The 24,853-nt window shown below is 61.0% G+C and carries 24 protein-coding genes, 1 pseudogene and 1 riboswitch; of the genes and pseudogenes, 14 read left to right on the top strand and 11 right to left on the bottom strand.

Annotation, left to right across the window (positions count from 1 at the left end; translation table 11 throughout):
- Nucleotides 1-154: 154 nt before the first annotated feature.
- The 3 genes from A462_RS19535 (at nt 155) to A462_RS19545 (ending at nt 1,755) form a co-directional block, all read left to right on the top strand.
- Nucleotides 155-712 (top strand): hypoxanthine-guanine phosphoribosyltransferase, encoded by a 558-nt coding sequence (locus tag A462_RS19535; protein WP_003216150.1) that lies wholly within the window; start codon nt 155-157, stop codon nt 710-712.
- 61 nt (nt 713-773) lie between these two features.
- Nucleotides 774-1,259 (top strand): hypothetical protein, encoded by a 486-nt coding sequence (locus A462_RS19540; protein WP_008434279.1) that lies wholly within the window; start codon nt 774-776, stop codon nt 1,257-1,259.
- Nucleotides 1,260-1,467: 208 nt separating this feature from the next.
- Nucleotides 1,468-1,755 (top strand): PA4642 family protein, encoded by a 288-nt coding sequence (locus tag A462_RS19545; protein WP_003216153.1) that lies wholly within the window; start codon nt 1,468-1,470, stop codon nt 1,753-1,755.
- Nucleotides 1,756-1,849: 94 nt separating this feature from the next.
- Here A462_RS19545 and mqo read toward each other — a convergent pair whose 3' ends face one another.
- Nucleotides 1,850-3,358: a malate dehydrogenase (quinone) gene (gene mqo, locus A462_RS19550; RefSeq protein WP_008434276.1), complete on the bottom strand. Its 1,509-nt coding sequence runs from the start codon at nt 3,356-3,358 to the stop codon at nt 1,850-1,852.
- 727 nt (nt 3,359-4,085) lie between these two features.
- The gene (locus A462_RS19555) at nt 4,086-4,319 is read right to left on the bottom strand and encodes a hypothetical protein (protein WP_008434272.1); all 234 of its coding nucleotides are present in this window, start codon (nt 4,317-4,319) and stop codon (nt 4,086-4,088) included.
- Nucleotides 4,320-4,503: 184 nt separating this feature from the next.
- Here A462_RS19555 and A462_RS19560 point away from each other — a divergent pair, with 184 nt between their 5' ends.
- Nucleotides 4,504-5,088, top strand: a complete 585-nt coding sequence (locus A462_RS19560) for a YajG family lipoprotein (protein ID WP_003216157.1) — start codon at nt 4,504-4,506, stop codon at nt 5,086-5,088.
- A gap of 107 nt (nt 5,089-5,195) precedes the next feature.
- On the opposite strand, the gene A462_RS19565 is transcribed toward A462_RS19560, so the two are convergent.
- Nucleotides 5,196-5,405 (bottom strand): hypothetical protein, encoded by a 210-nt coding sequence (locus A462_RS19565; protein ID WP_008434269.1) that lies wholly within the window; start codon nt 5,403-5,405, stop codon nt 5,196-5,198.
- Between the two features lie 181 nt (nt 5,406-5,586).
- On the opposite strand from A462_RS19565, the gene A462_RS19570 reads away from it, so the two are divergent.
- Nucleotides 5,587-5,844 (top strand): hypothetical protein, encoded by a 258-nt coding sequence (locus tag A462_RS19570; RefSeq protein ID WP_003216159.1) that lies wholly within the window; start codon nt 5,587-5,589, stop codon nt 5,842-5,844.
- Nucleotides 5,845-5,979: 135 nt separating this feature from the next.
- On the opposite strand, the gene A462_RS19575 is transcribed toward A462_RS19570, so the two are convergent.
- Nucleotides 5,980-7,143, bottom strand: coding sequence for a 1-acyl-sn-glycerol-3-phosphate acyltransferase (locus A462_RS19575; RefSeq protein WP_177325573.1), 1,164 nt, complete (start codon nt 7,141-7,143; stop codon nt 5,980-5,982).
- A gap of 144 nt (nt 7,144-7,287) precedes the next feature.
- Here A462_RS19575 and A462_RS19580 point away from each other — a divergent pair, with 144 nt between their 5' ends.
- The 3 genes from A462_RS19580 to A462_RS19590 are packed head-to-tail and all read left to right on the top strand — an operon-like array spanning nt 7,288 to nt 8,395.
- On the top strand, nt 7,288-7,467 hold the full coding sequence (locus A462_RS19580) for a CPXCG motif-containing cysteine-rich protein (RefSeq protein WP_003216161.1): 180 nt from the start codon (nt 7,288-7,290) through the stop codon (nt 7,465-7,467).
- Nucleotides 7,468-7,477: 10 nt separating this feature from the next.
- Complete coding sequence (locus tag A462_RS19585) at nt 7,478-7,738, top strand: putative signal transducing protein (protein ID WP_003216162.1); 261 nt, start codon at nt 7,478-7,480, stop codon at nt 7,736-7,738.
- A gap of 36 nt (nt 7,739-7,774) precedes the next feature.
- Nucleotides 7,775-8,395, top strand: a complete 621-nt coding sequence (locus A462_RS19590; protein WP_003216163.1) for an SOS response-associated peptidase — start codon at nt 7,775-7,777, stop codon at nt 8,393-8,395.
- 133 nt (nt 8,396-8,528) lie between these two features.
- Here A462_RS19590 and A462_RS35235 read toward each other — a convergent pair whose 3' ends face one another.
- Entirely contained in the window at nt 8,529-9,272 is a 744-nt protein-coding gene (locus A462_RS35235) for a methyl-accepting chemotaxis protein (RefSeq protein WP_371135980.1), read from the bottom strand.
- 114 nt (nt 9,273-9,386) lie between these two features.
- A pseudogene (locus A462_RS35230) lies at nt 9,387-9,587 on the bottom strand (HAMP domain-containing protein); the annotation flags it as partial.
- Nucleotides 9,588-10,919: 1,332 nt separating this feature from the next.
- Here A462_RS35230 and A462_RS19600 point away from each other — a divergent pair.
- Nucleotides 10,920-11,738, top strand: a complete 819-nt coding sequence (locus tag A462_RS19600) for a M48 family metallopeptidase (RefSeq protein WP_003216165.1) — start codon at nt 10,920-10,922, stop codon at nt 11,736-11,738.
- Between the two features lie 160 nt (nt 11,739-11,898).
- Here A462_RS19600 and A462_RS19605 read toward each other — a convergent pair whose 3' ends face one another.
- The 3 genes from A462_RS19605 to A462_RS19615 all read right to left on the bottom strand — a co-directional run bounded on the left by A462_RS19605 (nt 11,899) and on the right by A462_RS19615 (nt 14,737).
- Entirely contained in the window at nt 11,899-12,483 is a 585-nt protein-coding gene (locus tag A462_RS19605) for a TMEM165/GDT1 family protein (RefSeq protein ID WP_003216166.1), read from the bottom strand.
- Nucleotides 12,484-12,570: 87 nt separating this feature from the next.
- A riboswitch (yybP-ykoY riboswitch) is annotated at nt 12,571-12,692 on the bottom strand.
- 50 nt (nt 12,693-12,742) lie between these two features.
- Complete coding sequence (locus A462_RS19610; protein ID WP_008434258.1) at nt 12,743-13,741, bottom strand: class I SAM-dependent methyltransferase; 999 nt, start codon at nt 13,739-13,741, stop codon at nt 12,743-12,745.
- 30 nt (nt 13,742-13,771) lie between these two features.
- Nucleotides 13,772-14,737: a 2-hydroxyacid dehydrogenase gene (locus tag A462_RS19615; protein WP_008434256.1), complete on the bottom strand. Its 966-nt coding sequence runs from the start codon at nt 14,735-14,737 to the stop codon at nt 13,772-13,774.
- 84 nt (nt 14,738-14,821) lie between these two features.
- Between A462_RS19615 and A462_RS19620 the strand changes: the two genes are divergently transcribed.
- The 5 genes from A462_RS19620 (at nt 14,822) to A462_RS19640 (ending at nt 23,906) form a co-directional block, all read left to right on the top strand.
- Nucleotides 14,822-15,454 carry a LysE family translocator gene (locus A462_RS19620; protein WP_003216169.1) on the top strand — a complete coding sequence of 211 codons (633 nt, stop codon included), beginning with the start codon at nt 14,822-14,824 and terminating at the stop codon, nt 15,452-15,454.
- A 131-nt stretch (nt 15,455-15,585) separates the two neighbouring features.
- Nucleotides 15,586-17,268 carry a fatty acid--CoA ligase gene (locus A462_RS19625; protein WP_008434254.1) on the top strand — a complete coding sequence of 561 codons (1,683 nt, stop codon included), beginning with the start codon at nt 15,586-15,588 and terminating at the stop codon, nt 17,266-17,268.
- Nucleotides 17,269-17,599: 331 nt separating this feature from the next.
- Nucleotides 17,600-19,459: a DUF1302 domain-containing protein gene (locus tag A462_RS19630; protein ID WP_008434252.1), complete on the top strand. Its 1,860-nt coding sequence runs from the start codon at nt 17,600-17,602 to the stop codon at nt 19,457-19,459.
- Nucleotides 19,460-19,502: 43 nt separating this feature from the next.
- Entirely contained in the window at nt 19,503-20,867 is a 1,365-nt protein-coding gene (locus A462_RS19635; RefSeq protein WP_008434250.1) for a DUF1329 domain-containing protein, read from the top strand.
- 309 nt (nt 20,868-21,176) lie between these two features.
- Nucleotides 21,177-23,906 carry a LuxR C-terminal-related transcriptional regulator gene (locus A462_RS19640; protein WP_008434248.1) on the top strand — a complete coding sequence of 910 codons (2,730 nt, stop codon included), beginning with the start codon at nt 21,177-21,179 and terminating at the stop codon, nt 23,904-23,906.
- A gap of 9 nt (nt 23,907-23,915) precedes the next feature.
- Here the strand turns inward: A462_RS19640 and A462_RS19645 are convergent, their stop codons facing one another.
- A complete protein-coding gene (locus A462_RS19645) occupies nt 23,916-24,260 on the bottom strand; it encodes a hypothetical protein (RefSeq protein WP_003216175.1) in 345 nt (114 codons plus the stop codon).
- 23 nt (nt 24,261-24,283) lie between these two features.
- Nucleotides 24,284-24,838, bottom strand: a complete 555-nt coding sequence (locus A462_RS19650; protein WP_008434246.1) for a PqiC family protein — start codon at nt 24,836-24,838, stop codon at nt 24,284-24,286.
- Nucleotides 24,839-24,853 lie beyond the last annotated feature (15 nt).

Here is a 24,853-nt window from a genome sequence, read left to right as displayed (position 1 = left end):
CCGGCGGCGGGCAAAAAAACCGGCCTAGATTAATCTATCCGAGGGTGTTGTCCTATAGACATCTAGTACGTTAGTCCATTAAGGCTTGAACGTTGCGCCTCACATGCGTACCTTTGCCCGCTTTTCTTGCCACAGCACCCCCTTGGAGAGCGCCATGTCCGCTGATCTCGAGCATATCCGTCAAATCATGCGCGAGGCTGACTGCCTGTACACCGAAGCGCAAGTCGAAGAGGCCATCGCCAAGGTCGGCGCGCACATCTCCCGTGAAATGGCCGACACCAACCCGGTGGTCTTTTGCGTGATGAACGGTGGCCTGATTTTCGCCGGTAAATTGCTCACCCACCTGCAATTCCCGCTGGAAGCGTCCTACCTGCACGCCACTCGCTATCGCAATGAAACCAGTGGCGGCGACCTGTTCTGGAAAGCCAAGCCGGAAGTCTCGTTCATCGACCGCGACGTGCTGATCATCGACGACATCCTCGACGAAGGTCACACCCTGGGCGCGATCATCGACTTCTGCAAACACGCCGGCGCGCGCAAGGTGCACACTGCCGTGCTGATCGACAAGGACCACGACCGCAAGGCCCGTCCGGACCTGAAAGCCGATTACGTGGGCCTGCCGTGCATTGACCGTTACATCTTCGGTTACGGCATGGACTACAAAGGCTACTGGCGCAACGCCAATGGGATCTACGCCGTCAAAGGGATGTAAGCGGGATTCAGGCGCAGGGTTGTCATGCTATCGTGCTTGGCCCCTGCGTCTGGAGCTGTTCATGAGCCTGTTGATTCGCACCTGCGCCGCCCTGGCGCTGACCCTCAGTTTGCCCCTGGCGGCTGCTCCGGCGCCGCTGCACAGCCAATTCCTGCCGCCCGACGACCTGACCCTGCGCGCCGAAACCCCGGACCAGCAGCAATTGCTGCAAGTCACCGAGTATTCGGTGGTGGTGGGTAACCAGCGCCAATCCACCCAGCAGCCGATCCCGGTGACCTCGCCGTTGATGATCCGCCTCAAGGGCAAGTCCCTGAACAAAGGCGCGACCATCGCCCAGGTGATCCTCAACTTTGATGCTGAAAGCAAAAGCCTGAAAAAGCCGGTGTTCGACGACAAAAGCAAAACCCTGACCTTGTCGTATCCGGTGACCCAGTATCGGGTGATCGTCGACTTGTTGCGCAATGACACGGTCTATGTGCAATTCCTCACTTACGCCAACGGCCATATCTGGGCCGATTTGCACACCGGGGCGGTGCGCGCCAAATAATCCAGCCGACGCGCATTCGGCGGTGTAAATACAGTCAATGTGGGAGCTGGCTTGCCTGCGATAGCGGTGGGTCCGTTGGCCCATCTGTTACTGATGCACCGCTATCGCAGGCAAGCCGGCTCCCACATTGGTTCGCGTAGCTTTCGAAGCCGCGGTGCCGCAGGTAAACTGCTTTTCCCGTGTAAATGTCTGCAGGCTGGAGTCGGTAATGCGTAAAGATAAGAAACAGGTGATTGGTGATGAAATCGGCGACGAGCAAATCAAGCTGTTCCTGGATTTCGAGCCGGTAGACGCCACTTCGCCGTCCCTGCACAAACTGATCAAGGCCTACCGCGGCCTGCGTATCGACGACTTCGAACGCTTCCTGGTTTTCTTCAAGGAAGCCGGCCTGGACCTCGATGGCAAGGACGAGCATGGCCTGACCTTCGTTGAAGTGATCAAGGACCAGCGCAACGCCGCCGAGTACATCGAGCTGATCGAACAAGCTCGCGGCTGATTGTTGCGGACGAAAAAAAACGCCCCGTTAGGGGCGTTTTTCGTTCCCACGCTCTGCGTGGGAATGCATCAACTGACGCTCTGCGTCACGACGCTCAAGCGTAGCTTTCGGTCTCGCTGCTCTGCTCAACCAGTTCCAGGCTGATGTTGTTCTGCGTGTTGATCTTGCGATACAGCTCGGCATCGGTCTCCAGGACCTTTTCCCGAGCCGGGAAGATCTCGTGCAGCTTGGCGGCCCACTCACCGGCGGCTTTCGTCGGGAAGCAGCGTTCGATCAGTTCCAGCATGATCGATACGGTCACCGAAGCACCTGGAGACGCGCCGAGCAGGGCGGCCAGCGAACCGTCCTTGGCCGCAACCAGTTCGGTACCGAATTGCAGCACGCCGCCTTTCTTCGGGTCTTTCTTGATGATCTGCACCCGTTGGCCGGCCACTTCCAGGCGCCAGTCTTCGGCTTTCGCCTCAGGGTAGAAGCGACGCAGGGATTCCAGGCGCTGCTCCATGGACTGGCGCACTTCGCTGACCAGGTACTTGGTCAGGTCCATGTTGTCCCGGGCCACGGCCAGCATCGGGCCGATGTTGCCGGCACGAATCGACATGGGCAGGTCAAGGAACGAGCCGTGCTTGAGGAACTTGGTGGTGAAACCGGCGTATGGCCCGAACAGCAGGGACTTCTTGCCATCCACCACGCGGGTGTCGAGGTGCGGCACCGACATCGGTGGCGAACCCACGGCTGCCTGGCTGTAGACCTTGGCCTGGTGGTGCTTGACCACTTCCGGGTTGTCGCAACGCAGCCACTGGCCGCTGACCGGGAAGCCGCCGAAGCCCTTGCTTTCCTCGATGCCCGAGGCTTGCAACAGCGGCAGGGCCGCGCCACCGGCGCCGAGGAACACGAACTTGGCGTCCACATCACGGGAATTGCCGCTGTTGACGTCCTTGATGCTCACGGTCCAGCCGGCGCCGTTGCGCTTGAGGCCGGTGACGCGCTTGCTGTACTTGACCTGGGCATCCGGGGCGCTGGTCAGGTGCGAGAGCAACTGGTTGGTCAGGGCGCCGAAGTTGACGTCGGTGCCGTTCATCACGCGGGTGGCGGCGATTTTTTCGTCCAGCGGGCGGCCGGGCATCATCAGCGGCATCCACTCGGCCATCTCGCTGCGGTCTTCGGTGTAGTGCATGTCCGAGAACGCGTGGTGCTGGCTGAGGGTTTCAAAGCGCTTCTTGAGGAACGACACGCCTTTATCGCCCTGTACGAAGCTCAGGTGCGGCACGGGGCTGATAAAGGATTTGGACGAGCCAAAGGTGCCTTTCTTGGTCAGGTACGCCCAGAACTGCTTCGACACCTCGAATTGGGTGTTGATGTGCACGGCTTTCTTGATGTCGATGGAGCCGTCGGCGGCCTGCGGTGTGTAGTTCAGCTCACACAGCCCGGCGTGGCCGGTACCGGCGTTGTTCCACGGGTTGGAACTTTCCGCGGCACCCGAATCCATCAGCTCAACGACTTCCAGCTTGAGGCCGGGGTCGAGCTCTTTGAGCAGTACGGCGAGGGTGGCACTCATGATGCCCGCACCTACCAGTACTACGTCGACTGCTTCGTTATGCGCCATTTAACGCGTCTCCAAAATCTGCAGCACCAAATTGACGGCATGGCTGCCAGGAGTGACGGGGCGGTTCACGTGATGCCCCAGGTTACCCATGGCCAGGATCGCCATGTCCGATTCTTCGCAATTTATCGCAAGCGGACGCTGCCGACCGGGCCTGATCTGCGTATGAACGCATTTAAGGGCGCCTGTGGCAATTCGACTTATGGTCAAGCTCGTCCGATCGTGCAACCAAATCCGTAGCGGACAGGCTTCAAGCTCCGGTTCTTGAGGAGTGCTCGGTCCTGTGTGGTGGGGCTGTTCCAGACGCTGATGGTGCTTGTACAAACGCAAAACTATTCATTTGCTCGCCACACTCTTGTGAAGTTGTGAAAACCCGTTTTTTTCACGCTCTTTTGAAGACGTGAACCTCAAAAAAGGGCTGCCCCAGCCTGGCACCTGGCCCGAAATCACTGCCGGCAAGCGGCAAAACGGGCAAACAACTCAAGTGGCCGAGCGCATGGCAGCTCTGGCAGATTCGGGTAAAGACGATGGTTTGCAGAGAAAACAGCAAGCTCGCCAGCTTCACACGATCTGTGTGGGCGGCTCTCTGTGGGCGGTGCGGGGGAGCTAATACAAGTGCATTAGCGATGCTGCGAGGCCCGATCAGGAGACGTCCTTATAATCGGGGGGAGATTGTAGCGAAGAAATGCGCGCAAATGGACGTGTTTAATGACTTTTATTAGCAGTCTGGTCAGGAGGCCAACGCGTGCCGCGCCTGTGGCTGCGAAACCCGAAGGCTGACGCGGGCGCTGGCGGGCAGCGGACGGTGCATCCAGCTCAGGCGGGTCTCTTCGACTTCGACCCAGCCTTCACCGACGGGCGGCAGGCTGCACTGCTTGAAAGCCTGGCAGCAGCCTTGGGCGTCGAGCAGGGCAAAGTGGCGATGGCTGGCGTGGGAAAAGAACAAAGATTTGAGAAGGCGCATGGCTGTGTACCCGGTTCGTTACATGCTGCGAAGGTTGGCAGTCTGGCATGACATTGAGGTGACGGTTCTGTGTGAAAATTGTAATTTCGCCGACAGTTCAGGCGCCGTTCAGGAATTCTGGTGAGTGGCGAGCGCTCACCGTTATACTGGCGCCCTGTTTGCATCTAGTCCTGGAGAAATGAGTATGTTGCAACGCCTGTTGTTCGGTTTGATCACTGTGACCAGTTTGACCCTGGTTGGCTGCGCCCACAGCCCGCAACAACTCAGCCCGCAACCGAAAATCACCACCCAGCTGGCGCCTGTCGGCCATGGCCAGCCGGTGTCGGTGCGTGTGGTTGACGGGCGTCCGTCGCCGACCCTCGGCACCCGTGGCGGCCTGTACCCGGAAACCAGCGCCATCACGGTGACCGGTGCGGACGTGCTGCCCAAGCTGCAAGCCCAGGCCGAAGCGGCCGTGCGCCTGTTGGGCTTCACCCCTTCCAACTCGCCAGGTGCGCCACAACTGACCATCACCCTGGCCGAGCTGAAGTATCAGTCGCCCAAAGAAGGCCTGTACGTGACTGAAGCCACCATCGGCGCGACCTTCAAGTCCGACGTGACTGCCGGTACCCGTCGCTACAGCGGCCGTTACGGCGCATCCCTGGACCAGCGCTTCGGCATGGCGCCGAACCAGGAAACCAACACCAAGCTGGTCAGCGACGTGTTGAGCGATGCCCTGACGCGCCTGTTCAAGGACCCGAGCATCGGTTCGCTGCTCAGCTCGCAGTAACCGTCAGGCGGGCGCGGAGCGCCCCAGTCGGCATTCCTTTGCGGCGCGTGGGAACGATCAAAAAACCGGGCTCATCACTGAGCCCGGTTTTTTTACGCCTGCCGTTTTCATGCAGCCGTTTCGACATAAAAGTCCAGCACACTCACGCCAGTGAGCAAGTCCAGCTCCGGCAGGTCGGCATGTTGATGCCCGCCGAGGGCGCAATACACCAGCCAGTGGCGGTCCTGCACATTGAACGCGAGGCCGCCCACCAGGGCCTCTTGCTCATCACTTGGGGCAATCAGATACAGCCGATCCTGGTTCTGCGCGTGCAACATGACAAGCTCCCGGGCTTTCGAAGGGCAACAGAGTGGCTTGTTAAGGTGACGTTCAGGTGACGCTGTAAATTACTGGATACATTAGCCGTCAATGGGGAAGGAGTAATGACGCGCAGGCGGCGCATATCATTCAGGTTTGTATCTGGATTGATACCAAGACACTGATACATCGAGGTTTGCGATGTCGCTGACCGCACTACTGCTCAATTCCCTTGCCCTGTTACTGGCCTGCCCGGCGGCATGGCTGCTGTTTGTCACGCGCCTGCATGAACAGCGCGCGATGGCCCGCCTTGCCGCGCAAAGCGAACTGCGTGCCATTGATCAGCCGATGCTGTATCTGGACGTGTTGACGCAGCGTACCTATCGCCTGTTCTACCGGTTGGGGTTTGCCTGTCTGGGGCTGGCGTTGCTGGTGTCCTTTCTTAGTACCCGATTGTAGGAACACCCTAAAAACAACTGTGGGAGCGGGCTTGCTCGCGAAAGCGCGGTGTCAGTCAATACATGATTGGCTGATCCACCGCCTTCGCGAGCAAGCCCGCTCCCACATTGGGTTTGCGCTGTTGCTGGTACCGGGTTACAGGGCAATCCCGGCCTTGACCCGGTACTGATTCCTCACCGGCGTCGCGTATTGCAATACCAGATACGGCCGATGCTCGGCCGGGCACGCATTCAAGCGCCGCTCCCACTCTGCCTTTGCCTTGGCCAACTCGTCCGCCGGGAATACCTCGGCTGCGGTCGGTACCTGCAATTGCGGATCGGCATCGCTCCATTGGGCGTACGCCAGGTAATGCACCGGGAACAACCGATACCCACCCAGGATCTGCCGGTCCATTTCGATCGCCAACAGCTTGGTGTCTTCGAACGCCTCGGTGATCGGCGGCGCGAAGTTGACGTGTACCCGGCCCTTGTAGCCGGTGATGCCCAGGGCGATGCTCACGTCATCTTCCCCCGGCGCCTTGCTGTAGGTGCCGGTGGTGGCGCGGATGTACAGCTCGCGGGCCTTGGCTGCGTCGCACGGGTCGTATTCGTAGCTGATGGACACCGGCGTCAGGTTCAGTGACTGGATGACTTCGGCGAACGGCTCGTCCTTGCGGCTCATGTGGAACATCTTGAGGATCGCCGACTCGGTGCGATCATCCCCATCCTTGGCGCGGCCTTCGGCCTGGGCGATCCAGATCGACTGGCAGTCGTCGCGAATCGAATGGTTGATGTAGGCCGACAGCAACTGGTAGGCCGCCATCTTCTCTTTGCGCCCGGTGATCGAGCGGTGCACGATGAAACTCTTGTTCAGGCGCATCAGGTCGCTGACAAACGGCTTTTGCAGCAGGTTGTCGCCGATGGCGATGCGTGGCGTCGGCAGGCCGGCGTGATACACGGCGTAGTTGACGAAGGCCGGGTCCATCACGATGTCGCGGTGGTTGGCCAGGAACAGGTAGGCGCTGCCGGACTTGAACTGCTCCACGCCGGTATAGGTCACGCCGTCGGTTGCCCGCTCGATGGTGTGGTCGACGTAAAACTCGACTTTGTCCTGCAGCGTGGCCACGGTAGTGACGCCGGCGAACTCACGGCGCAGTTTATGAGCGATCATCGGCTTGAGCAGCCAGCCGAAAGCGCCGGCAAAGCGCGGGAAGCGAAAGTGGGTCAGGATGTCCAGAAAGGCCTTGTCACTGAACAGTCGGGCCAGCACTGCCGGGACTTCGCTGTCGTTGTAAGGTCGGATGGTATCGAATTCGCCCATCATGCTCTCTTGTTAGAAACGGCTAGGGTAAGTAAAGGTTTGGAACAATAAATATCAGGGCGTGGTCCGGGCAATTGGCCGGGACGAAAAATAGCCCTGTAAATAGACCGGCGATTATACGCACAAGTCACCTTGGAGACCGCGATGGAAGAGGAGTCGTACGAATGTCCTTATTGTGGAGAGGTAGTCACGGCGCTACTGGATCTGTCGGCGGGCGATCAGGAATATATTGAGGACTGCCCGGTGTGCTGCCGGCCTATTGTTTTCGAGCTGCAGGTTCATGACGGCGAATGGATGCTCAACGTACGCAGCGAGAACGAATAAAGGTACGCCCATGCAGCGAATCTACGAGCCGGAAAACCTGATGGAAGGTGAGCTGCTGCGAGGCATGCTCGAAAGCGAGGGCATCACCGCGCACCTGGTGGGGCGCGATTTGCTCGGGGGTACCGGCGAACTGCCGATCTATGGCCTGCTGGCGCTGGCGGTGGAGAACGACCAGGCCGCCTACGCCCGCGAGCTGATCACCGCCTACAACGGTGCGCAACCACTGCCCGGTGATGAACCCGACAGCTTTCCCGACGTGCTGGTCTGTTAGGCTGTCGGCCAGTTTCTCCAAGAGTCGTGTTGCCCCATGTGTGGACGTTATGCCCTGTTTCGCTGGAACCCCGCGTTTGCTGCCTTGCCGGGCTTCCCGGCCGACCAGCAGGCCCAGTGGAACATCTCTCCCAATGACTCGGTGCTGATCCAGCGCCTGAGCGACGGCCAGCACACCCTGGCGCGGGCGCGCTGGGGCCTGACGCCGCCCTGGCTGACCGATCTCTCTCGTACACCGGCCCATGCCCGGGCGGAAACCCTTGCCGAACAGCCGATGTTTCGCGAAGCGTTTCGCCAGCGCCGCTGCCTGCTTCCGGCCAATGGTTTCTACGAATGGCGCGGCACCCAGCGCAAGCGCCCGTACTGGCTGACGCCGGGGGAGGGCAGCACGCTGTTCTTTGCGGCGATCTGGGAGGCGTATCCGGTGCAGGAGCAGGTTTGGTTGAGTACGGCGGTGGTGACCCAGGCGGCGCAGAGTCAGCGCCGACCGTTGATTCTGGATGCGGCGGGGCAGGCAGCCTGGCTGAACCCCGAGACCCCGCTGCACACCTTGCAGGCCTTGTTGGCCAGTGAACCCACCGCGTTGCGCGAGCGGGTGCTGGCCAATATGGTCAACGATCCGAAGCTGAATGGACCGGAGTGCCTGACGCCGGGTTGAGCGTTGTGTTGAATCGGCCGGCCTCTTCGCGAGCAAGCCCGCTCCCACATTTGATTGCATTTCAACTGAAGGAATGCGATCGAATGTGGGAGCGGGCTTGCTCGCGAAGGCGCCCGAAAGGGCGCCGCTTGACTCAAACCTTGAACTGATTGATCAACCGCCGCTGCTGTTCCGCCAGCTTGGTCAGGTCTGCGCTGGCCGCGCTCGACTCATCCGCTCCGCCTGCCACTTCATTGGCCACCTGTCCGATATTGATCACGTTACGGTTAATGTCCTCGGCCACCGCGCTCTGTTCCTCGGCGGCGCTGGCGATCTGGGTGTTCATGTCGTTGATCACCGACACCGCCCGGGTAATGGTCTCCAGCGCCTGAGCCGCCTTGGCCGCGTGCTGCACGCTTTCATCGGTGCGATTCTGGCTGTCTTCCATCACCCGCACCACGTCGCGGGTGCCCTGCTGCAGTTGCTGGATCATGGCCTGGATTTCTTCGGTAGCCTTCTGGGTCTTCTGCGCCAGGTTGCGCACCTCGTCGGCCACCACCGCAAACCCGCGCCCTTGCTCACCGGCCCGTGCTGCTTCGATTGCCGCGTTGAGCGCCAGCAGGTTGGTCTGCTCGGCAATCCCGCGAATCGCCGTGAGGATGGCATTGATGTTCTCGCTGTCCTTGGCCAGCGCCTGCACCACACCGACCGCCTTGCCGATTTCCTCGGCGAGGGCGCCGATGGAGGTGGAGGTGTCGCGCACAATCTGCATGCCCTGGCTCGCCGCTTGATCAGCGTGGCTGGCGGCCTGTGCGGCCTGGGTGGCGTTGCGCGCCACGTCCTGTGCGGTCGCGGTCATCTCGTGCACGGCGGTAGCCACCTGGTCGATCTCGACCATTTGCTTGTGCACGCCCTGGTTGGTACGAATCGCGATGTCGGCGGTGTGCTCCGACGAGTCGCTGACCTTCTGCACCGAACTCACCACCTGGGTAATCATCCCCTGCAACTTGGCCAGGAATGTATTGAAGCCGCTGGCAATCGCCCCCAGTTCGTCGGCGCGATCACTGGTCAGGCGCCGGGTCAGGTCGCCTTCGCCCTGGGCGATGTCATTGAGCATCGCCACCATTTGCTTGAGCGGCCGGGCAATGCCGTGGCCCACCAGCCAGATCACCAGCAAGCCGATGCCGGCGATCAGCAGCCCGGCCACGGCCATGCCGAAAATATCGGTTTTGCGCTGGGCGTCGAGGTCGTGCTGCATCGCCTGCAGGTCGGCCATTACCGCACTCAGGGGCAGTTGCAGGAGCAGGGTCCAGCGGGCGTCGGTCTGGCCGATGTTGAACGGCAGGAACAGCTCGATATGCCCGTGTTGCTTGTCCACGTCGTAGCGCACTTCGCCGATCTTCAGTTGGCCGAGGTTGGCCAGTTCGTTGCTGTCCAGCAGGTCGCTGGCCTTTTCCCCGAGCTTGCTGGCGTCCTTGGTGTAGGCCACCAGGCGACCGTTGCTGGAAATCAGCGCCAGTTCACCAGCACCGTTGTACAAATTCTGATCGGCCTTGGTGAGCATTTCCTGGATGAAGTTCACCGACAGGTCGGCGCCGACGATGCCCTGGAAGGTACCGTCGATCATGATTGGTTCGATAAACGAGGCGAGCATCACCATCGCATTCCCGACTTTATAAGGGGCCGGATCGATGGCGCAGGGCTTTTTGCTTTCCTTGGAACACAGGTAGTACTCACTGGCGCGCACGCCGGTGGACAGGATGGTCTGGTCGGCCACGTCAGCCAGTTTATCCAGGCCCAGGCTGCCGTCGGCATTGCGGAACCACCACGGCAGGAAGCGGCCGTTGGTTTCGATGCCCACCACCGGGCTGTTCACGTAGGCAGCATCGTTGTGGTCGATGGCGTTGGCTTCCCAGCCTATATAGGCGCCAAGAATCTTCGGGTTACGCACCACGGTTTCGTGGATCAGGTTGATCAGTTGTTCACGGGAGACCGCCAGTTGCGGGTTGCCGTTGGCGTCTTTCATGCCCATCAGGGCGTTGGCGGTGGCCAGGCCCTTGGCCGTCACCAGCGGTGCTTCGAGTTCGCGCTGGATCAGCGTCGCCTGGGTTTGCGCCAGGGCGGTCAGGCGCTGCTCGATGATTTGTTCGAATTGACCCTGGGTGCGTTCCTGCACCATCTCCTGGGTGCGCGCCCCGGCGAACAAGGCATACAGCACCAACACCGCCACCACGCTCAGGACAATGGCCCCGGCCAGTGCCGCGACAGAAAATTGAATCGACTTGAACTTCATGACGGCTCCGAACGCAGGGGGAGATTGGCTGCTTGTGTATATCGGCCGCGGGCGGGGGAGACATGAGGGCCATTACCTCAAAATGGCTGTGCCGGATGGGCGAATGTCGTAAATGGAATGGTTGCCAGCGTTTGTGAATTTTTTGCGGCAGTGTGGGATGTATCTGAAATCAGGTGGCTATACGTCTGTTGTATCTGGCGTCGATACAATTGGCCGACTACGATACGCGCCATGTTTTCAGGGAGCAGGTTGATGAAAAAGACAGTGGCGGTATGTGCGTTGGGCGCGGCTTTGTTGCTCGCCGGTTGTCAGTCGGTCAACACCACCAGCGGCGGCGCCGTGGGCGTTGAGCGCAAGCAGTACATGTTCAGCATGTTGTCGAGCCAGGAAGTCGACCAGATGTATGCGCAGTCCTACCAGCAGACCCTGGGTGAAGCCAGCGGCAAGGGCCTGGTGGACAAGACCAGCGCCAACGCCAAGCGCGTGCAGGCGATTGCCAACCGCCTGATCGCCCAGGCGCCCACCTTCCGCCCGGATGCGGCGCAGTGGAAGTGGGAAGTGAACCTGATCAAAAGTGACGAGATGAACGCCAACTGCGGGCCTGGCGGCAAGATCTTTGTCTACAGCGCGTTGATCGACAATCTCAAGTTGACCGACGACGAACTCGCCGCCGTGATGGGCCATGAAATTGCCCACGCCTTGCGTGAGCACGGCCGCGAAGCCATGTCCAAGGCCTACGGTATCGAAATGGCGAAGCAGGGGGCCGGTGCGTTGTTCGGCCTCGGTCAGGACAGCTTGGCGCTGGCCGATACCGTGGCCAACTACGGCATGACCTTGCCCAACAGCCGCAGCAATGAAAACGAAGCGGACCTGATCGGCCTGGAGTTGTCGGCGCGTGCCGGTTACAACCCGAACGCGGCGATTACCCTGTGGAACAAAATGGCCAAGGCTTCGGAAGGCTCGCCACCTGAATTCATGAGCACCCACCCTGCCTCCGACAGCCGGATCGCCTCGTTGCAGGCGGCGATTCCGAAGGTGATGCCGTTGTATCAGCAGGCGAAAAAATCCTGATTTATAAGGCTGAAATGCAAATCTGACTGTGGGGGCCCGGCTTGTGTGGGAGTCGGGCTTGCCCGCGATGCAGGCACCTCGGTGTGTCAGTTGCACCGAGGTGATGCTATCGCAGGCAAGCCAGCTCCCACCAAAGCCCAGCTCCCATATGGGGTTACGTTTAGATCCAGCCACTGCTCTGCATGGCCTTGTACACCGCAACAATGGCCAGGATGAAGAATGCCGTAGCCGCCAGTCGACGAATCAGCGTCAGCGGCAATTTGTCCGCGGCAAAATTACCCGCCAGCACCACCGGCACGTTGGCAATCAACATGCCCAGGGTGGTGCCGATAATTACCAGCCACAGTTCCGGGTATTGAGCCGCGAGCATCACGGTAGCGATCTGGGTCTTGTCGCCGATTTCAGCGAGGAAGAATGCGATCAGCGTGGTCAGGAAGGGCCCGAACTTGCGGGAAGTGCTGGCTTCGTCATCGTCGAGCTTGTCGGGCACCAGGGTCCACAGCGCCGTGGCGCAGAAGCTCGCCGCGAGTATCCAGTGCAGCACCGCATCCGAGAAGAAACTCCCGAACCAGGCCCCCACGGCACCGGCGGCCGCATGGTTGGCCAGGGTCGCGGCGACGATGCCGGCGATGATCGGCCAGGGTTTGCGAAAGCGTGCAGCGAGAATGAGCGCGAGCAGTTGCGTCTTGTCGCCAATTTCGGCCAAGGCAACGATTGCGGTAGGGACGAGCAGAGAATCCAGCATCAGGTAAGTTCCAGGGGCGGGTCGACACGGCTATGACACGTACAGCCTTCCCGCCCCGGGTAAGGTGTTCGTGTCATAGGTCTTGTCAAACCCCGGTCCGTCTGTGCGGACTCCTGGGTCGCATACGCCATGGCCTGTTGACCAAGTATGTTGACGTATGCCGGACGAGCGTGGCGCTCGTGGGAGACTACTCCCCTAGGACGGAGCGGATTCTGCCTAGGCAAAATCCATTCGGCAAGCCTTCTTTTGGAAAAAGACCTCAGCCGCGCTTGGCACGGTAAATGCGAAAACCCTGGCCTTCTGCCTTGATTGCGCACACCCCAAGATGCTCTTCAATCAGCGGCTGATACTTCAGGAAGCTGTTGGCGACCAAGCGAAGTTCGCCGCCTTTTGCCAGATGTTTGGCCGCTTTTCGCAGCAGGTTCTCGGTGGCGAAATAATCGGTGTGCACCCCGACGTGGAACGGCGGGTTGCTCAGAATCGCGTTCAGATTCATCGGAGCAGCGTCGATGCCATCACCGGTCAACACCTCGGCTTCCAGGCCATTGGCCGCCAGTGTCAGGCGACTGCTGGCAGCGGCAAAGGCATCCACGTCGAGCATTGTCACCGTGTTATGCGGGTAGCGACGCTTGACCGCTGCCCCGAGCACACCCGCGCCACAACCGAAATCCAGCAAGTGACCGCTCGGCAACTTGTCCAGATGCTCCAGCAGCAATGCGGTACCGCGATCCAGCCGACCGTGGCTGAACACGCCCGGCAGGCTCACCACCTTGAGCGGGCCCTCAGCCAGCGGCACCTCGAACACCTGCGCCAGGCTCTCCAGTTCTACCGGCTCGGGGGCGTTGGCCACCGTCACCAGCCACAACTGGCAGTGCCGCGCGTTGTCGAGCTTGCGCGGCTTGCCGAACGGATTCAGTTGCTTGGCCGCGCTTTCGATGCCGCCTTTCTTCTCCCCCACCAGGTACAACTCCTTGCCGGGCAAACGCGCCGCCACGGCATTGAGCAGGTAGTCGGTGAGGTCCTTGGACTTGGGCAGGAACACCACCGCGGTCTCGAACGAACGCTCGGGCACGTTCACACCGAACTGGCTGCGCTCGGCAAAACGTGCGTCCAGTGCGGCCTGGTCGCCGGCGTGCCAGCTCCAGCCATGGGCATTGGGCAGGCGGCCCAGCAGGTCGTCGGCGGGCAAGCCCACCAGCAGCACGTCGCCTTGAAAAAGTTCGGCCTGGCGAAGCAGTACTTCACTGCGCGGATCCATGGTCTGCTCCTTGAAAAGGGGCGCAGTTTATCAACTGACGACGCGCAGCGGGGCGCCGCTGAAAAAGCCCTCGGCGTTTTCGATCAATTGGCCAACGATCCGCTGCCGCGCTTCGCGACTGCCCCAGGCGTTGTGCGGGGTGACGATCAAGCGCGGGATGTCGCCGGCCAGCAGCGGGTTGCCGTTGACTGGGGGTTCGACACTCAACACATCGGTCGCCGCGCCGCCCAGATGACCGCTGCGCAGGGCATCGGCCAGGGCCTGTTCGTTGATCAAGCCACCACGGGCGGTGTTGACGATAAACGCGCCGGGCTTGAGCAAGGCGAGTTCACGGGCACCGATAAAGTCGCGGGTGTGTTCGTTGAGCGGGCAGTGCAGGGTCAGCGCGTCGACCTGCGCCAGCAACTCATCCAGCGGCACGCGATCGGCACGGGCCGGACGGCCTGGAATGGCGCCCAGGATCACGCGCATGCCAAAGGCTTCAGCCAGGCGCGCAACGGCACCGCCCAATTCGCCATGGCCCAGCAGGCCGAGGGTTTTGCCTTCCAGTTCGACGATCGGGTAGTCCAGCAGGCAGAACTGCTTGGCTTGTTGCCAGTGCCCCGCCTGCACATCCCGTTGATAGTCGTTCAGGCGCGTCGCCAGGTTCAGCAGCAGCATGATCGTATGCTGCGCCACCGATGGCGTGCCGTAACCCTGGCAATTGCTCACGGTAACGCCGTGGGCGCGGGCGGCGGCGAGGTCGACGTTGTTGGTGCCGGTGGCGGTCACCAGGATCAGCTTCAGCTCGGGGCAGGCCGCCAGGGTCTCGGCATTCAGCGCGATCTTGTTGCTGATGGCCACCTGCGCGCCTTGCAGGCGTTCGATAATGTTTTCGGGTGTGGTCTGCTGGTGCAGGCTCAGCTCGCTGAAGAGTGCCTGCAACCCGCTGAGGTCCAGGTCCCCGAGGTCCAGGGAAGGGTGATCAAGGAAGACGGCGCGGCGATTGTTCGTCATCAACTGTACCTTTTGCGGCGGGATTCGAAGGCGTAATCTGCCGAGCCTATCAGATGAAATAATCAGTTACTTCCTGGAGTGTGCATGTACCTCACCGAGTTCTTGACCGTGGCACTGATTCACCTGTTGGCGGTGGCCAGCCCTGGCCCGGATTTCGCCGTGGTGGTACGTGAAAGCGTGACCCATGGCCGACGTGCCGGCACCTGGACGGCGTTGGGCGTCGGTTCGGCGATTTTCCTGCACGTGGGGTATTCGCTGCTGGGCATCGGCTTGATCGTGTCCCAGTCCATCGTGCTGTTCAATGCGCTGAAATGGGCGGCGGCGGCCTACCTGCTGTACATCGGCTTCAAGGCCCTGCGCGCCCAGCCGGCCAAGCCTGCCAGTGAAGAAGACCTGCACCTGGAAGCGGGCGAGCGCACCGCCCGTGGTGCGTTTACCTCAGGTTTTGTCACCAATGGCTTGAACCCCAAGGCCACGCTGTTCTTCCTGTCGCTGTTCACCGTGGTGATCAATCCCCACACGCCGTTGGCGGTCCAGGCCGGTTATGGCGTGTACCTGGCCGTGGCGACCGCGATCTGGTTTTGCCTGGTGGCCATGCTGTTCAGCCAGCAACGTGTACGCGCCGGTTTTGCACGCATGGGCCACTGGTTCGACCGCACCATGGGCGCGGTGCTGATTGCCATCGGTGTGAAGCTGGCCTTTACCAGCATGAAATAAGCCGGATGCTGGCTCAAAGCTAGCATTCATTGGGTTCTGCAAATCATTCCTTTGGCTGATTTGGCTGAAACATAAGCGCTCTACAGTGCAGATGTTTCAGCCAAGACCGTGCAGTCAGATAAGGGATTCGTATGTTGCAGACTCGTGTTATCCCGCCCGCCGAAGGCGCCTACCAATACCCGCTGTTGATCAAACGCCTGTTGATGTCCGGGACACGCTACGAGAAGACCCGGGAAATCGTCTACCGCGACCAGTTGCGCTACACCTATCCGACCCTGATCGAGCGCGTCGCCCGCCTGGCCAATGTGCTGACCGAGGCCGGGGTCAAGGCCGGTGATACCGTGGCCGTGATGGATTGGGACAGCCACCGCTACCTGGAATGCATGTTTGCCATCCCGATGATTGGTGCGGTAATCCACACCATCAACGTGCGCCTGTCCCCGGAACAGATTCTGTACACCATGAACCACGCCGAGGACCGCTTTGTGCTGGTCAACAGCGAGTTCGTGGGGCTCTACCAGGCCATCGCCGGCCACCTCACCACCGTCGACAAAACCCTGCTGCTCACCGACGGCGCGGACAAAACCGCCGAGCTGCCCAACCTCGTGGGTGAGTACGAAACGTTGCTGGCGGCGGCGAGCCCCCGCTATGACTTCGAGGATTTCGACGAAAACTCCGTCGCCACCACCTTCTACACCACCGGCACCACGGGCAATCCCAAGGGCGTGTACTTCACCCACCGCCAACTGGTGCTGCACACCATGGGCGTGGCGACCATCATGGGCAGCGTCGACAGCGTGCGGCTGTTGGGCACCAACGACGTCTACATGCCGATCACTCCGATGTTCCACGTCCACGCCTGGGGCCTGCCGTATGTGGCGACCATGCTCGGCCTGAAGCAGGTTTATCCAGGCCGCTACGACCCCGAATACCTGGTGGAGCTGTGGCGCAAGGAGAAGGTCACCTTCTCCCATTGTGTGCCGACCATCCTGCAAATGGTGCTCAACGCCAAGGCCGGGCAGGGCGTGGATTTCGGCGGCTGGAAAATCGTCATCGGTGGCAGCGCCCTCAATCGTTCGCTGTATGAAGCCTCCAAGGCCCGCGGGATTCAGCTGACGGCGGCGTACGGCATGTCCGAGACCGGGCCGCTGGTGTCCTGCGCCCACCTCAATGAAGAACTGATGGTGGGTACCGAAGACGAGCGCACCACCTACCGCATCAAGGCCGGCGTGCCCGGGCCATTGGTGGAAGCGGCGATCATCGATGGCGAGGGCAACTTCCTGCCCGCCGACGGTGAATCCCAGGGCGAGCTGGTGCTGCGCGCGCCATGGCTCAGCGAAGGCTATTTCAACGAGCCGCAGAAGGGCGCCGAGCTGTGGGCCGGCGGCTGGATGCACACCGGCGATGTGGCCACCCTCGATGCCTTCGGCGTGATCGATATTCGCGACCGCATCAAGGACGTGATCAAGACCGGCGGCGAGTGGATCTCCTCGCTGGCCCTTGAGGACCTGGTCAGCCGCCACCCGGCGGTACGCGAAGTAGCGGTGGTGGGGATTGCCGACCCGCAGTGGGGTGAGCGCCCGTTTGCGTTGCTGGTGGTGCGTGATGGCCATGTGATAGGGGCCAAAGAGCTGAAGGAACATCTCAAGCCGTTTGTGGAATTGGGCCACCTGAGCAAGTGGGCGATTCCAAGCCAGATCGCCGTTGTTACGGAAATTCCCAAGACCAGCGTCGGCAAGCTCGACAAAAAACGTATCCGTGTCGACATCATTGAATGGCAGGCCAACAACAGCACCTTCCTTTCCACTCTCTGACGCTGCTTGCCGTGCCCTCGCGGGCACGGCAGCGCTCTAGTCCAAGCCTTCACTTGTGATTTGCCAATTTTCAGCCATCCTTCCGTCGCTGACCTTCGTCAGCATGGCGAAAAGGACTGTGGCAGACGGGTTGGTGATGCAAATCACACTTTAGAGGGATCAAGCGGTACCCCCTGCTGGCTATAGTTCATCCCAGAGTTTTTCAAGGTGCGGTGCTGTGAACCTGGCGGGTTCATCTGTTCGCCCGGCATTGGAATCGTTGTATTCCGGCCGTTACAAGCCCTTAGAAACGACTCACTGCCATAACAATAATGCACATGGAGTAGCGTCGATGATCTCAGCACACCAGTTCTGGCGCCGGGCAAAACTGCCTTTGGCCGTCAGCCTCGCCTCTACGCTCGCCGGGCCTGCATTCGGCGTCAGTTTCAACATCGGTGAAATCGAAGGCAGCTTTGACTCGTCCCTGTCGGTCGGGGCCAGTTGGTCGACGGCGGGTCGCAATAAAGACCTGATCGGTGCCAACAACGGTGGCAGGGGGTTGTCGCAAACCTCGGATGACGGTCACCTGAACTTCGACAAAGGTGATTCCTTCTCGAAGATCTTCAAAGGCATTCATGACCTTGAGTTGAAATACGGCGACACCGGCGTGTTTGTCCGGGGCAAGTACTGGTATGACTTCGCGCTGCAAAACGAAGACCTGGACTTCAAGAATGTCAGCAACAACAACCGCAAAGAGGGCGCCAAGTCTTCTGGCGGGCAGATTCTCGATGCATTCATCTATCACAACTACACCATTGCTGATCTGCCAGGTAACGTGCGGTTCGGCAAGCAGGTGGTGAGTTGGGGTGAAAGTACCTTTATTGGTGGCGGTATCAACTCCATCAACCCGATCGACGTGTCCGCATTCCGTCGTCCCGGGGCCGAGATCAAGGAAGGCCTGATCCCGGTCAACATGTTCTATGTGTCGCAGACGCTGACCGATAACTTGTCGGCAGAAGCGTTCTATCAGTTGGAGTGGGACCAGACGGTGACCGACAACTGCGGGACGTTCTTCTCGCAGCCGGATGTGGTTTCCGATGGTTGTAACAACAACCTGCGGGTGCTGAACAAGCGCTCGACCATTCCAGGCGCTGCACTGCCTACCCTCAACGCCCTGGGCGTGGATGTGAACAACGAAGGTGTGCTGGTGCGCCGTGGGCCGGACCGTGACGCCCGCGACAGCGGCCAGTTCGGCGTGGCGATGCACTACAACTTCGAGCCGCTGGATACCGAATTCGGCGCCTACTTCATGAACTACCACAGCCGTGCGCCGATCTTCAGCGCCCAAGGTGCGCCAGCATCGGCCTATACCCGGCCTTTGGGGCCGCTGGGTGCGCTGCGGCCGCTGATTGTTGCGGGCAGTTCCAACTACTTCATTGAGTACCCTGAAGACATCCGCCTGTACGGCTTGAGCTTCTCCACCACGCTGCCTACCGGTACTGCCTGGAGCGGTGAGTTGAGCTATCGGCCAAATGCCCCAGTACAGCTCAGCACCACCGACATTCTTTATGCGGGTGTCACGCCGATTCCGGGCTACGGGAATGCCTCGGTGCTGAAGGGCACGCCAGGCCAGGATCTGCATGGCTACAATCGCAAAGAAGTGACGCAGTTCCAGACCACCTTTACGCACTTCTTTGATCAGGTCATGGGCGCCAGTCGTTTGACCACGGTCGGTGAAATTGGCGTGACCCACGTCGGTGGCCTGGAAAGCAAATCCGACGCACGTTATGGCCGAGATCCGGTCTTCGGTCCTGGCACGCTGCCAGGCGGGTTCTGTAACGCCCTTAACAACTCGACGGCCAACGGCGCCGGTCTGCCGAACGCCGCTGGCCTGAACACCAACTGCAACAACGACGGCTACACCACGGCCACCTCCTGGGGCTATCGCGCTCGTGCCATCTGGGAGTACCCGGACGTCTTCGCCGGTGTAAACCTCAAGCCCAACGTGGCGTGGTCCCATGACGTCAAAGGCTACTCGCCAGGTCCTGGCGGCAACTTTGAAGAGGGGCGCAAGGCCGTCAGCCTGGGTGTCGATGCCGAGTACCAGAACACCTACACCGTCAGCCTCAACTACACCAACTTCTTTGGCGGCAAATTCACCACGGTGGATGACCGTGACTTTATCGCCTTGAGCGCTGGCGTGAACTTCTAAGCACACTCTCTTTAAGCAGTATGTTTTAAGGAAGAACCAGAACATGAAAATAACTAAAAATCTGTTGCAGGTGGGTGTGCTGGGGCTGTCGATCATGGCGGGTAGCGTCATGGCGGCGGTCTCGGCGGATGAAGCCGCCAAGCTCGGCACGACTCTGACCCCGATGGGCGCCGAAATGGCCGGTAACGCGGCCGGCACCATCCCTAAATGGTCGCCGCTGCCCACCAACGCCGGTGCCGTGGATGCCCGTGGCTTCCTGGCCAACCCGTACGCCAGCGAACAGCCGCAATTCACCATCACCGCGCAGAACGTCGAGCAGTACAAGGACAAGCTGGCGCCGGGGCAGTACGCGATGTTCAAGCGCTACCCCGACACCTTCAAGATGCCGGTCTACCCGACCCATCGCGGCGCCACGGTGCCGGCTGATGTGTTCGCCGCCATCAAGAAAAACGCCACCAGTACCAACCTGGTGTCCGGCGGCAACGGCCTGGAAAACTTTGAAACCGCCGTACCGTTCCCGATTCCGAAAAGCGGCGTTGAAGTGATCTGGAACCACATCACCCGCTATCGCGGCGGCAGCGTGACCCGCCTGGTGACCCAGGCCACGCCGCAAACCAACGGCTCCTTCAGCCTGGTGTATTTCCGTGATCAGTTCGTGTTCCGCGACAAGATGAAGGACTACGACCCGAAAAACCCGGGCAACATCCTGTTCTACTTCAAGCAGCAAGTGACTGCGCCGGCACGTCTGGCCGGTGGTGTGCTGCTGGTGCACGAAACCCTCGACCAGGTGAAAGAGCCGCGTTCGGCGTGGGTCTACAACGCCGGCCAGCGTCGTGTGCGCCGGGCACCGCAAGTGTCGTATGACGGCCCGGGTACCGCCGCCGACGGCCTGCGTACCTCCGACAACCTCGACATGTTCAACGGTGCACCGGACCGCTACGACTGGAAACTGGAAGGCAAGAAGGAACTGTACATCGCCGAAAACAGCTACAAACTCGACGATCCGAAGCTCAAGTATGTCGACATCATCAAGGCCGGCCACATCAACCAGGACCTGGCGCGCTACGAGCTGCGCCGCGTGTGGCATGTGGTTGCAACCCTGAAGGAAGGCCAGCGCCATATCTACGCCAAGCGTGACTTCTTCATTGACGAAGACACTTGGCAAGCCGCAGTCATCGACCACTACGACGGTCGTGGCCAGCTGTGGCGCGTGGCGGAAGCCCATGCCGAGAACTACTACGACAAGCAAGTGCCGTGGTACGCCCTCGAAACCCTCTACGACCTGCAGTCCGGCCGCTACCTGGCACTGGGCATGAAGAACGAAGAGAAACAGGCCTATGACTTCGGTTTCACCGCCACCACCAGCGACTTCACCCCGGCGGCTCTGCGCCAGGATGGTGTTCGCTAACTTGCTGTAAACGAGGCCGCATCCTCGAAGAAGCCCCGACTGGTTCGGGGCTTTTTTTTGCGCGACCACTGTGGCGAGGGAGCTTGCTCCCGCAGGGATGCGTAGCAGCCACAAAAACGGGAGCGCTGCGCACTCCAGCGGGAGCAAGCTCCCTCGCCACAGAGTGTCGGTCGTTACAGAAGAAGTCCGGATATTTTTTGTTGTAGTCTTTTTCAGACAAATGTTGCAAAGATCTACAAAGCTGCCGCTTTTACCGCTAGTCTGCGGACATCTGCAATGCCGACAACAGCCTTCTACAAGAGCCCGGCGATGACTGATCTGTCCCGAATTCAAGGGCCTGCCAGCGCGGTGATTCCGACCCTGGAAGGGCGCTTCTATCGACCCCCACTGCCTGACGGCTACGTGTTGCGACCGCGCCTGTGCGAACGGCTGAGTGAAGGGTTGGCCGGGCGTCTGTTGCTGGTCAGCGCCCCGGCCGGGTTCGGCAAGAGTTCGCTGGCGGTGGAGTTCTGCCAGAGCCTGCCGGCCCACTGGCAAAGCCTGTGGCTGGGGCTCAGTCCTCGCGATAATGACCCGGGACGTTTCCTTGAACGCCTGCTCGACGGCTTGCAGCAATACTTCCCGCAGTTGGGCGCCCAATCCCTGGGCCTGCTGAAAATGCGCCAGCGTCACCAACCCTTCGCCTTTGAAGAATGGCTCGACGGCCTGCTGGATGAGCTGACGGTGCACCTGTCGACCCAGGCGCCGCTGTTGCTGGTGCTGGATGACTACCATCTGGCCCAGGGCCCGGTACTCGACCGCTGCCTGCAATTTTTCCTCAATCATCTGCCCGACGGCCTGCTGGTGCTGGTCACCAGCCGCCAGCGTCCCGACTGGCACCTGGCCCGCCTGCGCCTGTCCCGGCATTTGCTGGAACTGCACGAGCAGGACCTGCGCCTGACTCACGGCGAATCCCTGGCGCTGCTGGATCGCCACAGCAGTTCATTGCGTGGTGAAGCCCTGGATAACCTGATCCGGCGCAGCGAAGGCTGGGTGGCCGGCCTGCGTTTCTGGCTGCTGGCGGCTTCCGAGGCCGGCAGCGAAGGTACGCTGCCCCAGGGTTTGCACGGCGGGGAAGGGCTGATCCGCGATTACCTGCTCGAAGAAGTCATCGACTGTCTGCCCTCGGAAGTCCAGGCGTTCCTCTACGACACCGCGTCCCAGGAGCGCTTTTGCAGCGAGCTGTGCGACGCCGTGCGCGAGGCCCACGACAGCACGGAAATCCTGCGCTACCTGCAAGCCCACCAGGTATTCCTGGTGCCGCTGGACGAGCAGGGCCATTGGTACCGTTATCACCATCTGTTTTCCGACCTGCTGCGCACCCGGCGCGCGAGCAATGCCGTGTTGCCGGCAGCCAGCCTGCACCTGCGGGCCTGCCGCTGGTTCAATGCCCAGGGCTTGATCGACGAGGCAGTGGAGCAGGCGCTGCGTGCGGGTCACCTGGATGTGGCGGCAAACCTGGTGCAGAACCTGTCCGAAGAGCAACTGCTGGCGGAGCAGAATGTCGGCATGCTGCTGCGCTGGAAAATGGACTTGCCCGACAGTTTGCTGATGAGTACGCCACGCCTGATCGTGCTCTACAGCTGGGCGTTGGGCCTGGCCTGCCAGCTGGATGCGGCGCAGGAACTGGCCAGCCACCTCAGCCGTTTTTTACCGGCCCCGTCGGCCACCGCGCAAAAGTCGATGCTGGCGCAATGGCTGGCCCTCAGCGGGATTATTGCCCGGGGCCGTGGTGATCGTGAGCTGACCCAGTCGTATTGCAGCGAGGCCCTGGAAAGCCTGCCGCACAAACGCTATGGCCAGCGGTTGATGTGCCTGTCGACCCTGTCCAACCTGGCCATTGTCGACGCCGACCTGTGGCGCGCCCGCGGCCTGAACCGCGAATCCCTGGAGTTGGCGCAGCGGGTCGGCAATCCATTGTTTGAAGCGCTGGCCCATTACGACCGAGCGCGTGTACTGCAGGCCCGTGGCGAGATCCTGCGGTCGCTGGATGAAGTGCGCCAGGGCCTGCAACGTTTGCAAGGCCTGGCGCCGCAACGGCTGTACGCAGTGCGCGCGCGCCTGGCGTTGTACGAAGGCTATTTGCTGCTGATGCGCTGCCAGCCTGAAGCCGGGCTCGCTCGGCTGCGTGCCGGATTGACGGAGGCGCGAGCCTGTCGGGATATCAGCGTGTTGATCGGCCACTGTGTGATCGCCAGCTTCGAAGGTCGCCGTGGCGACTTCTCCGTGGCCTTTGCCGAACTGGCCGAGGCCGAGCGCTTGATGCATATCTGGGACGTGCCGCCGATTTTCTATCTGGCGATGATCACCCTGGTCAAATGCGAGCTATGGCTGGCTCAGGGGCGCACCGACCTGGCCGATGCCTGGCTGACGCGGCTGGGGCAAACCTACAACGGTGAACAGGCCGCTGCCGCACCGGAGTTCCACCCGCACCTGCCGCAACATATCGAGTTGCAACAGGCGGCACTCGACGCCATCCGTCATCAGCCGGCGACTTCACTGCAACGGCTCGACGAACTGGCACGCCAGGCCCATAACAGCGGCCGGCAGATGATCAGCCTGATGGCGCTGACCCAGCAGGCACTGTTACTGCTGGACGGTGGCCAGGAAGCCCAGGCCCGCCCGGTGTTTGCCCGCGCGCTTGAAGCGGCTGCCGGTGGCGCGATGCAACCTTTCCAGCGCCTGTTGGAACGCTATCCCGAGTGGACGCGGGAGCAGCTGTCTCGGGATCCCCATGGACTGTTGAACCAGGGCCTGCTGGCACTCTTGCCGGATGTTGCAGTAGTTGAAACCCCACACACACTGGAGACCCTGAGCACCCGTGAACTGGCGGTGCTGCACCTGATCGCACAGGGTTGCTCAAACCAGGAGATCAGCAATCAGCTGTTTATCTCCCTGCACACCGTGAAAACCCACGCCAGCCATATCAACAGCAAGCTCGGGGTGGAGCGGCGCACACAAGCGGTGGCGCGGGCGCAGGAGATGGGATTGCTGGGGTAGAAACCTGGATCAATGGGATCGAAAGCCCCAGACGATTTCCACCACGCGGGCTGCCACCAGCACATAGATCAGGATAAGCAGCAGCTGAAGGACCAGGTGATAACGCAGCTTGGCGAGCCGGCGGATGCCATCGCTCACATTCAGCACCATCAGCAAGCTTGAGACCACGATCAAGCCCCACCCGGCCACGCTTGACGCCAGGATGCCGAGGAACAGCTCATGTTTCCCGGCCAGTGCGTTGGTGCCCGCAGCAAACAACAGCGCGCATACCAGCAGGTTCTTCACATTGTCGAAGACCTGGGTGCTGAAGTCATTCTCCAGCAGTTGCTGATACCACTTCCAGAATGTGCGCATGGCTCGATCCCCTAGATCAATGTTTACCGCACGGCGGGGCACTCACTCGATGACTTGTCGGCGGCCTGGCTGAGCAGCGCGGCAAACCGCTTGACGTTGTTTTGCTGCGCGATCACCAGGTCGTCAATGGTCGGGCCGGATGGCGACTGCACCACCGTGCGACACGTCAGCGGCGTGCGTTCGTCCGTGCCCGTCTGGCGAAGCCGCCATTTGACGTCGAGCAGGGCGTACTGCCCGGGGATCGAGTCAAAGCGCTGGACCTCAATGCGCACCGCCAGGTTTTTCCGGCTGCTGGCGAGTTGATCCACCAGCGCGCTGCGCAACTCATCCACCAGGCTGGCAGCCCACCATTGCGTCTCGAGAATGGCCACGCCGCTGTCACCCTGGCGGATGACAATCTGTGGCCGGTCGACCTGTGGCGGGACCGTGATGCTTTCAATCCGGATCTCGCCCCCCGCGGCCAATGACGCATTGCTGCGCTGCACCGGCGTCAGGGTATGAAATTGAATGGGCTCACTGCGGCACGCCGTCAGCAGCAGCAACCCGGTGAGCAGCGTGATCTTCAGCGGCAAAGCCATGGTGGTTGCTCCTGT

The sequence above is a fragment of the Pseudomonas sp. Ag1 genome (assembly GCF_000278565.1).
Taxonomy (GTDB): Bacteria; Pseudomonadota; Gammaproteobacteria; order Pseudomonadales; family Pseudomonadaceae; genus Aquipseudomonas.
The sequence above is the reverse complement of the archived record's forward strand: the minus strand, read 5'-3'. Positions and strand labels throughout refer to the sequence as shown.

Excerpts from the sequence above, each read along its gene's own strand:
- A462_RS19535 (WP_003216150.1), top strand. The coding sequence starts at position 155 with ATGTCCGCTGATCTCGAGCATATCCGTCAAATCATGCGCGAGGCTGAC.
- A462_RS19540 (WP_008434279.1), top strand. The coding sequence starts at position 774 with ATGAGCCTGTTGATTCGCACCTGCGCCGCCCTGGCGCTGACCCTCAGT.
- A462_RS19545 (WP_003216153.1), top strand. The coding sequence starts at position 1,468 with ATGCGTAAAGATAAGAAACAGGTGATTGGTGATGAAATCGGCGACGAG.
- mqo (WP_008434276.1), bottom strand. The coding sequence starts at position 3,358 with ATGGCGCATAACGAAGCAGTCGACGTAGTACTGGTAGGTGCGGGCATC.
- A462_RS19555 (WP_008434272.1), bottom strand. The coding sequence starts at position 4,319 with ATGCGCCTTCTCAAATCTTTGTTCTTTTCCCACGCCAGCCATCGCCAC.
- A462_RS19560 (WP_003216157.1), top strand. The coding sequence starts at position 4,504 with ATGTTGCAACGCCTGTTGTTCGGTTTGATCACTGTGACCAGTTTGACC.
- A462_RS19565 (WP_008434269.1), bottom strand. The coding sequence starts at position 5,405 with ATGTTGCACGCGCAGAACCAGGATCGGCTGTATCTGATTGCCCCAAGT.
- A462_RS19570 (WP_003216159.1), top strand. The coding sequence starts at position 5,587 with ATGTCGCTGACCGCACTACTGCTCAATTCCCTTGCCCTGTTACTGGCC.
- A462_RS19575 (WP_177325573.1), bottom strand. The coding sequence starts at position 7,143 with ATGGGCGAATTCGATACCATCCGACCTTACAACGACAGCGAAGTCCCG.
- A462_RS19580 (WP_003216161.1), top strand. The coding sequence starts at position 7,288 with ATGGAAGAGGAGTCGTACGAATGTCCTTATTGTGGAGAGGTAGTCACG.
- A462_RS19585 (WP_003216162.1), top strand. The coding sequence starts at position 7,478 with ATGCAGCGAATCTACGAGCCGGAAAACCTGATGGAAGGTGAGCTGCTG.
- A462_RS19590 (WP_003216163.1), top strand. The coding sequence starts at position 7,775 with ATGTGTGGACGTTATGCCCTGTTTCGCTGGAACCCCGCGTTTGCTGCC.
- A462_RS35235 (WP_371135980.1), bottom strand. The coding sequence starts at position 9,272 with ATGGTCGAGATCGACCAGGTGGCTACCGCCGTGCACGAGATGACCGCG.
- A462_RS19600 (WP_003216165.1), top strand. The coding sequence starts at position 10,920 with ATGAAAAAGACAGTGGCGGTATGTGCGTTGGGCGCGGCTTTGTTGCTC.
- A462_RS19605 (WP_003216166.1), bottom strand. The coding sequence starts at position 12,483 with ATGCTGGATTCTCTGCTCGTCCCTACCGCAATCGTTGCCTTGGCCGAA.
- A462_RS19610 (WP_008434258.1), bottom strand. The coding sequence starts at position 13,741 with ATGGATCCGCGCAGTGAAGTACTGCTTCGCCAGGCCGAACTTTTTCAA.
- A462_RS19615 (WP_008434256.1), bottom strand. The coding sequence starts at position 14,737 with ATGACGAACAATCGCCGCGCCGTCTTCCTTGATCACCCTTCCCTGGAC.
- A462_RS19620 (WP_003216169.1), top strand. The coding sequence starts at position 14,822 with ATGTACCTCACCGAGTTCTTGACCGTGGCACTGATTCACCTGTTGGCG.
- A462_RS19625 (WP_008434254.1), top strand. The coding sequence starts at position 15,586 with ATGTTGCAGACTCGTGTTATCCCGCCCGCCGAAGGCGCCTACCAATAC.
- A462_RS19630 (WP_008434252.1), top strand. The coding sequence starts at position 17,600 with ATGATCTCAGCACACCAGTTCTGGCGCCGGGCAAAACTGCCTTTGGCC.
- A462_RS19635 (WP_008434250.1), top strand. The coding sequence starts at position 19,503 with ATGAAAATAACTAAAAATCTGTTGCAGGTGGGTGTGCTGGGGCTGTCG.
- A462_RS19640 (WP_008434248.1), top strand. The coding sequence starts at position 21,177 with ATGACTGATCTGTCCCGAATTCAAGGGCCTGCCAGCGCGGTGATTCCG.
- A462_RS19645 (WP_003216175.1), bottom strand. The coding sequence starts at position 24,260 with ATGCGCACATTCTGGAAGTGGTATCAGCAACTGCTGGAGAATGACTTC.
- A462_RS19650 (WP_008434246.1), bottom strand. The coding sequence starts at position 24,838 with ATGGCTTTGCCGCTGAAGATCACGCTGCTCACCGGGTTGCTGCTGCTG.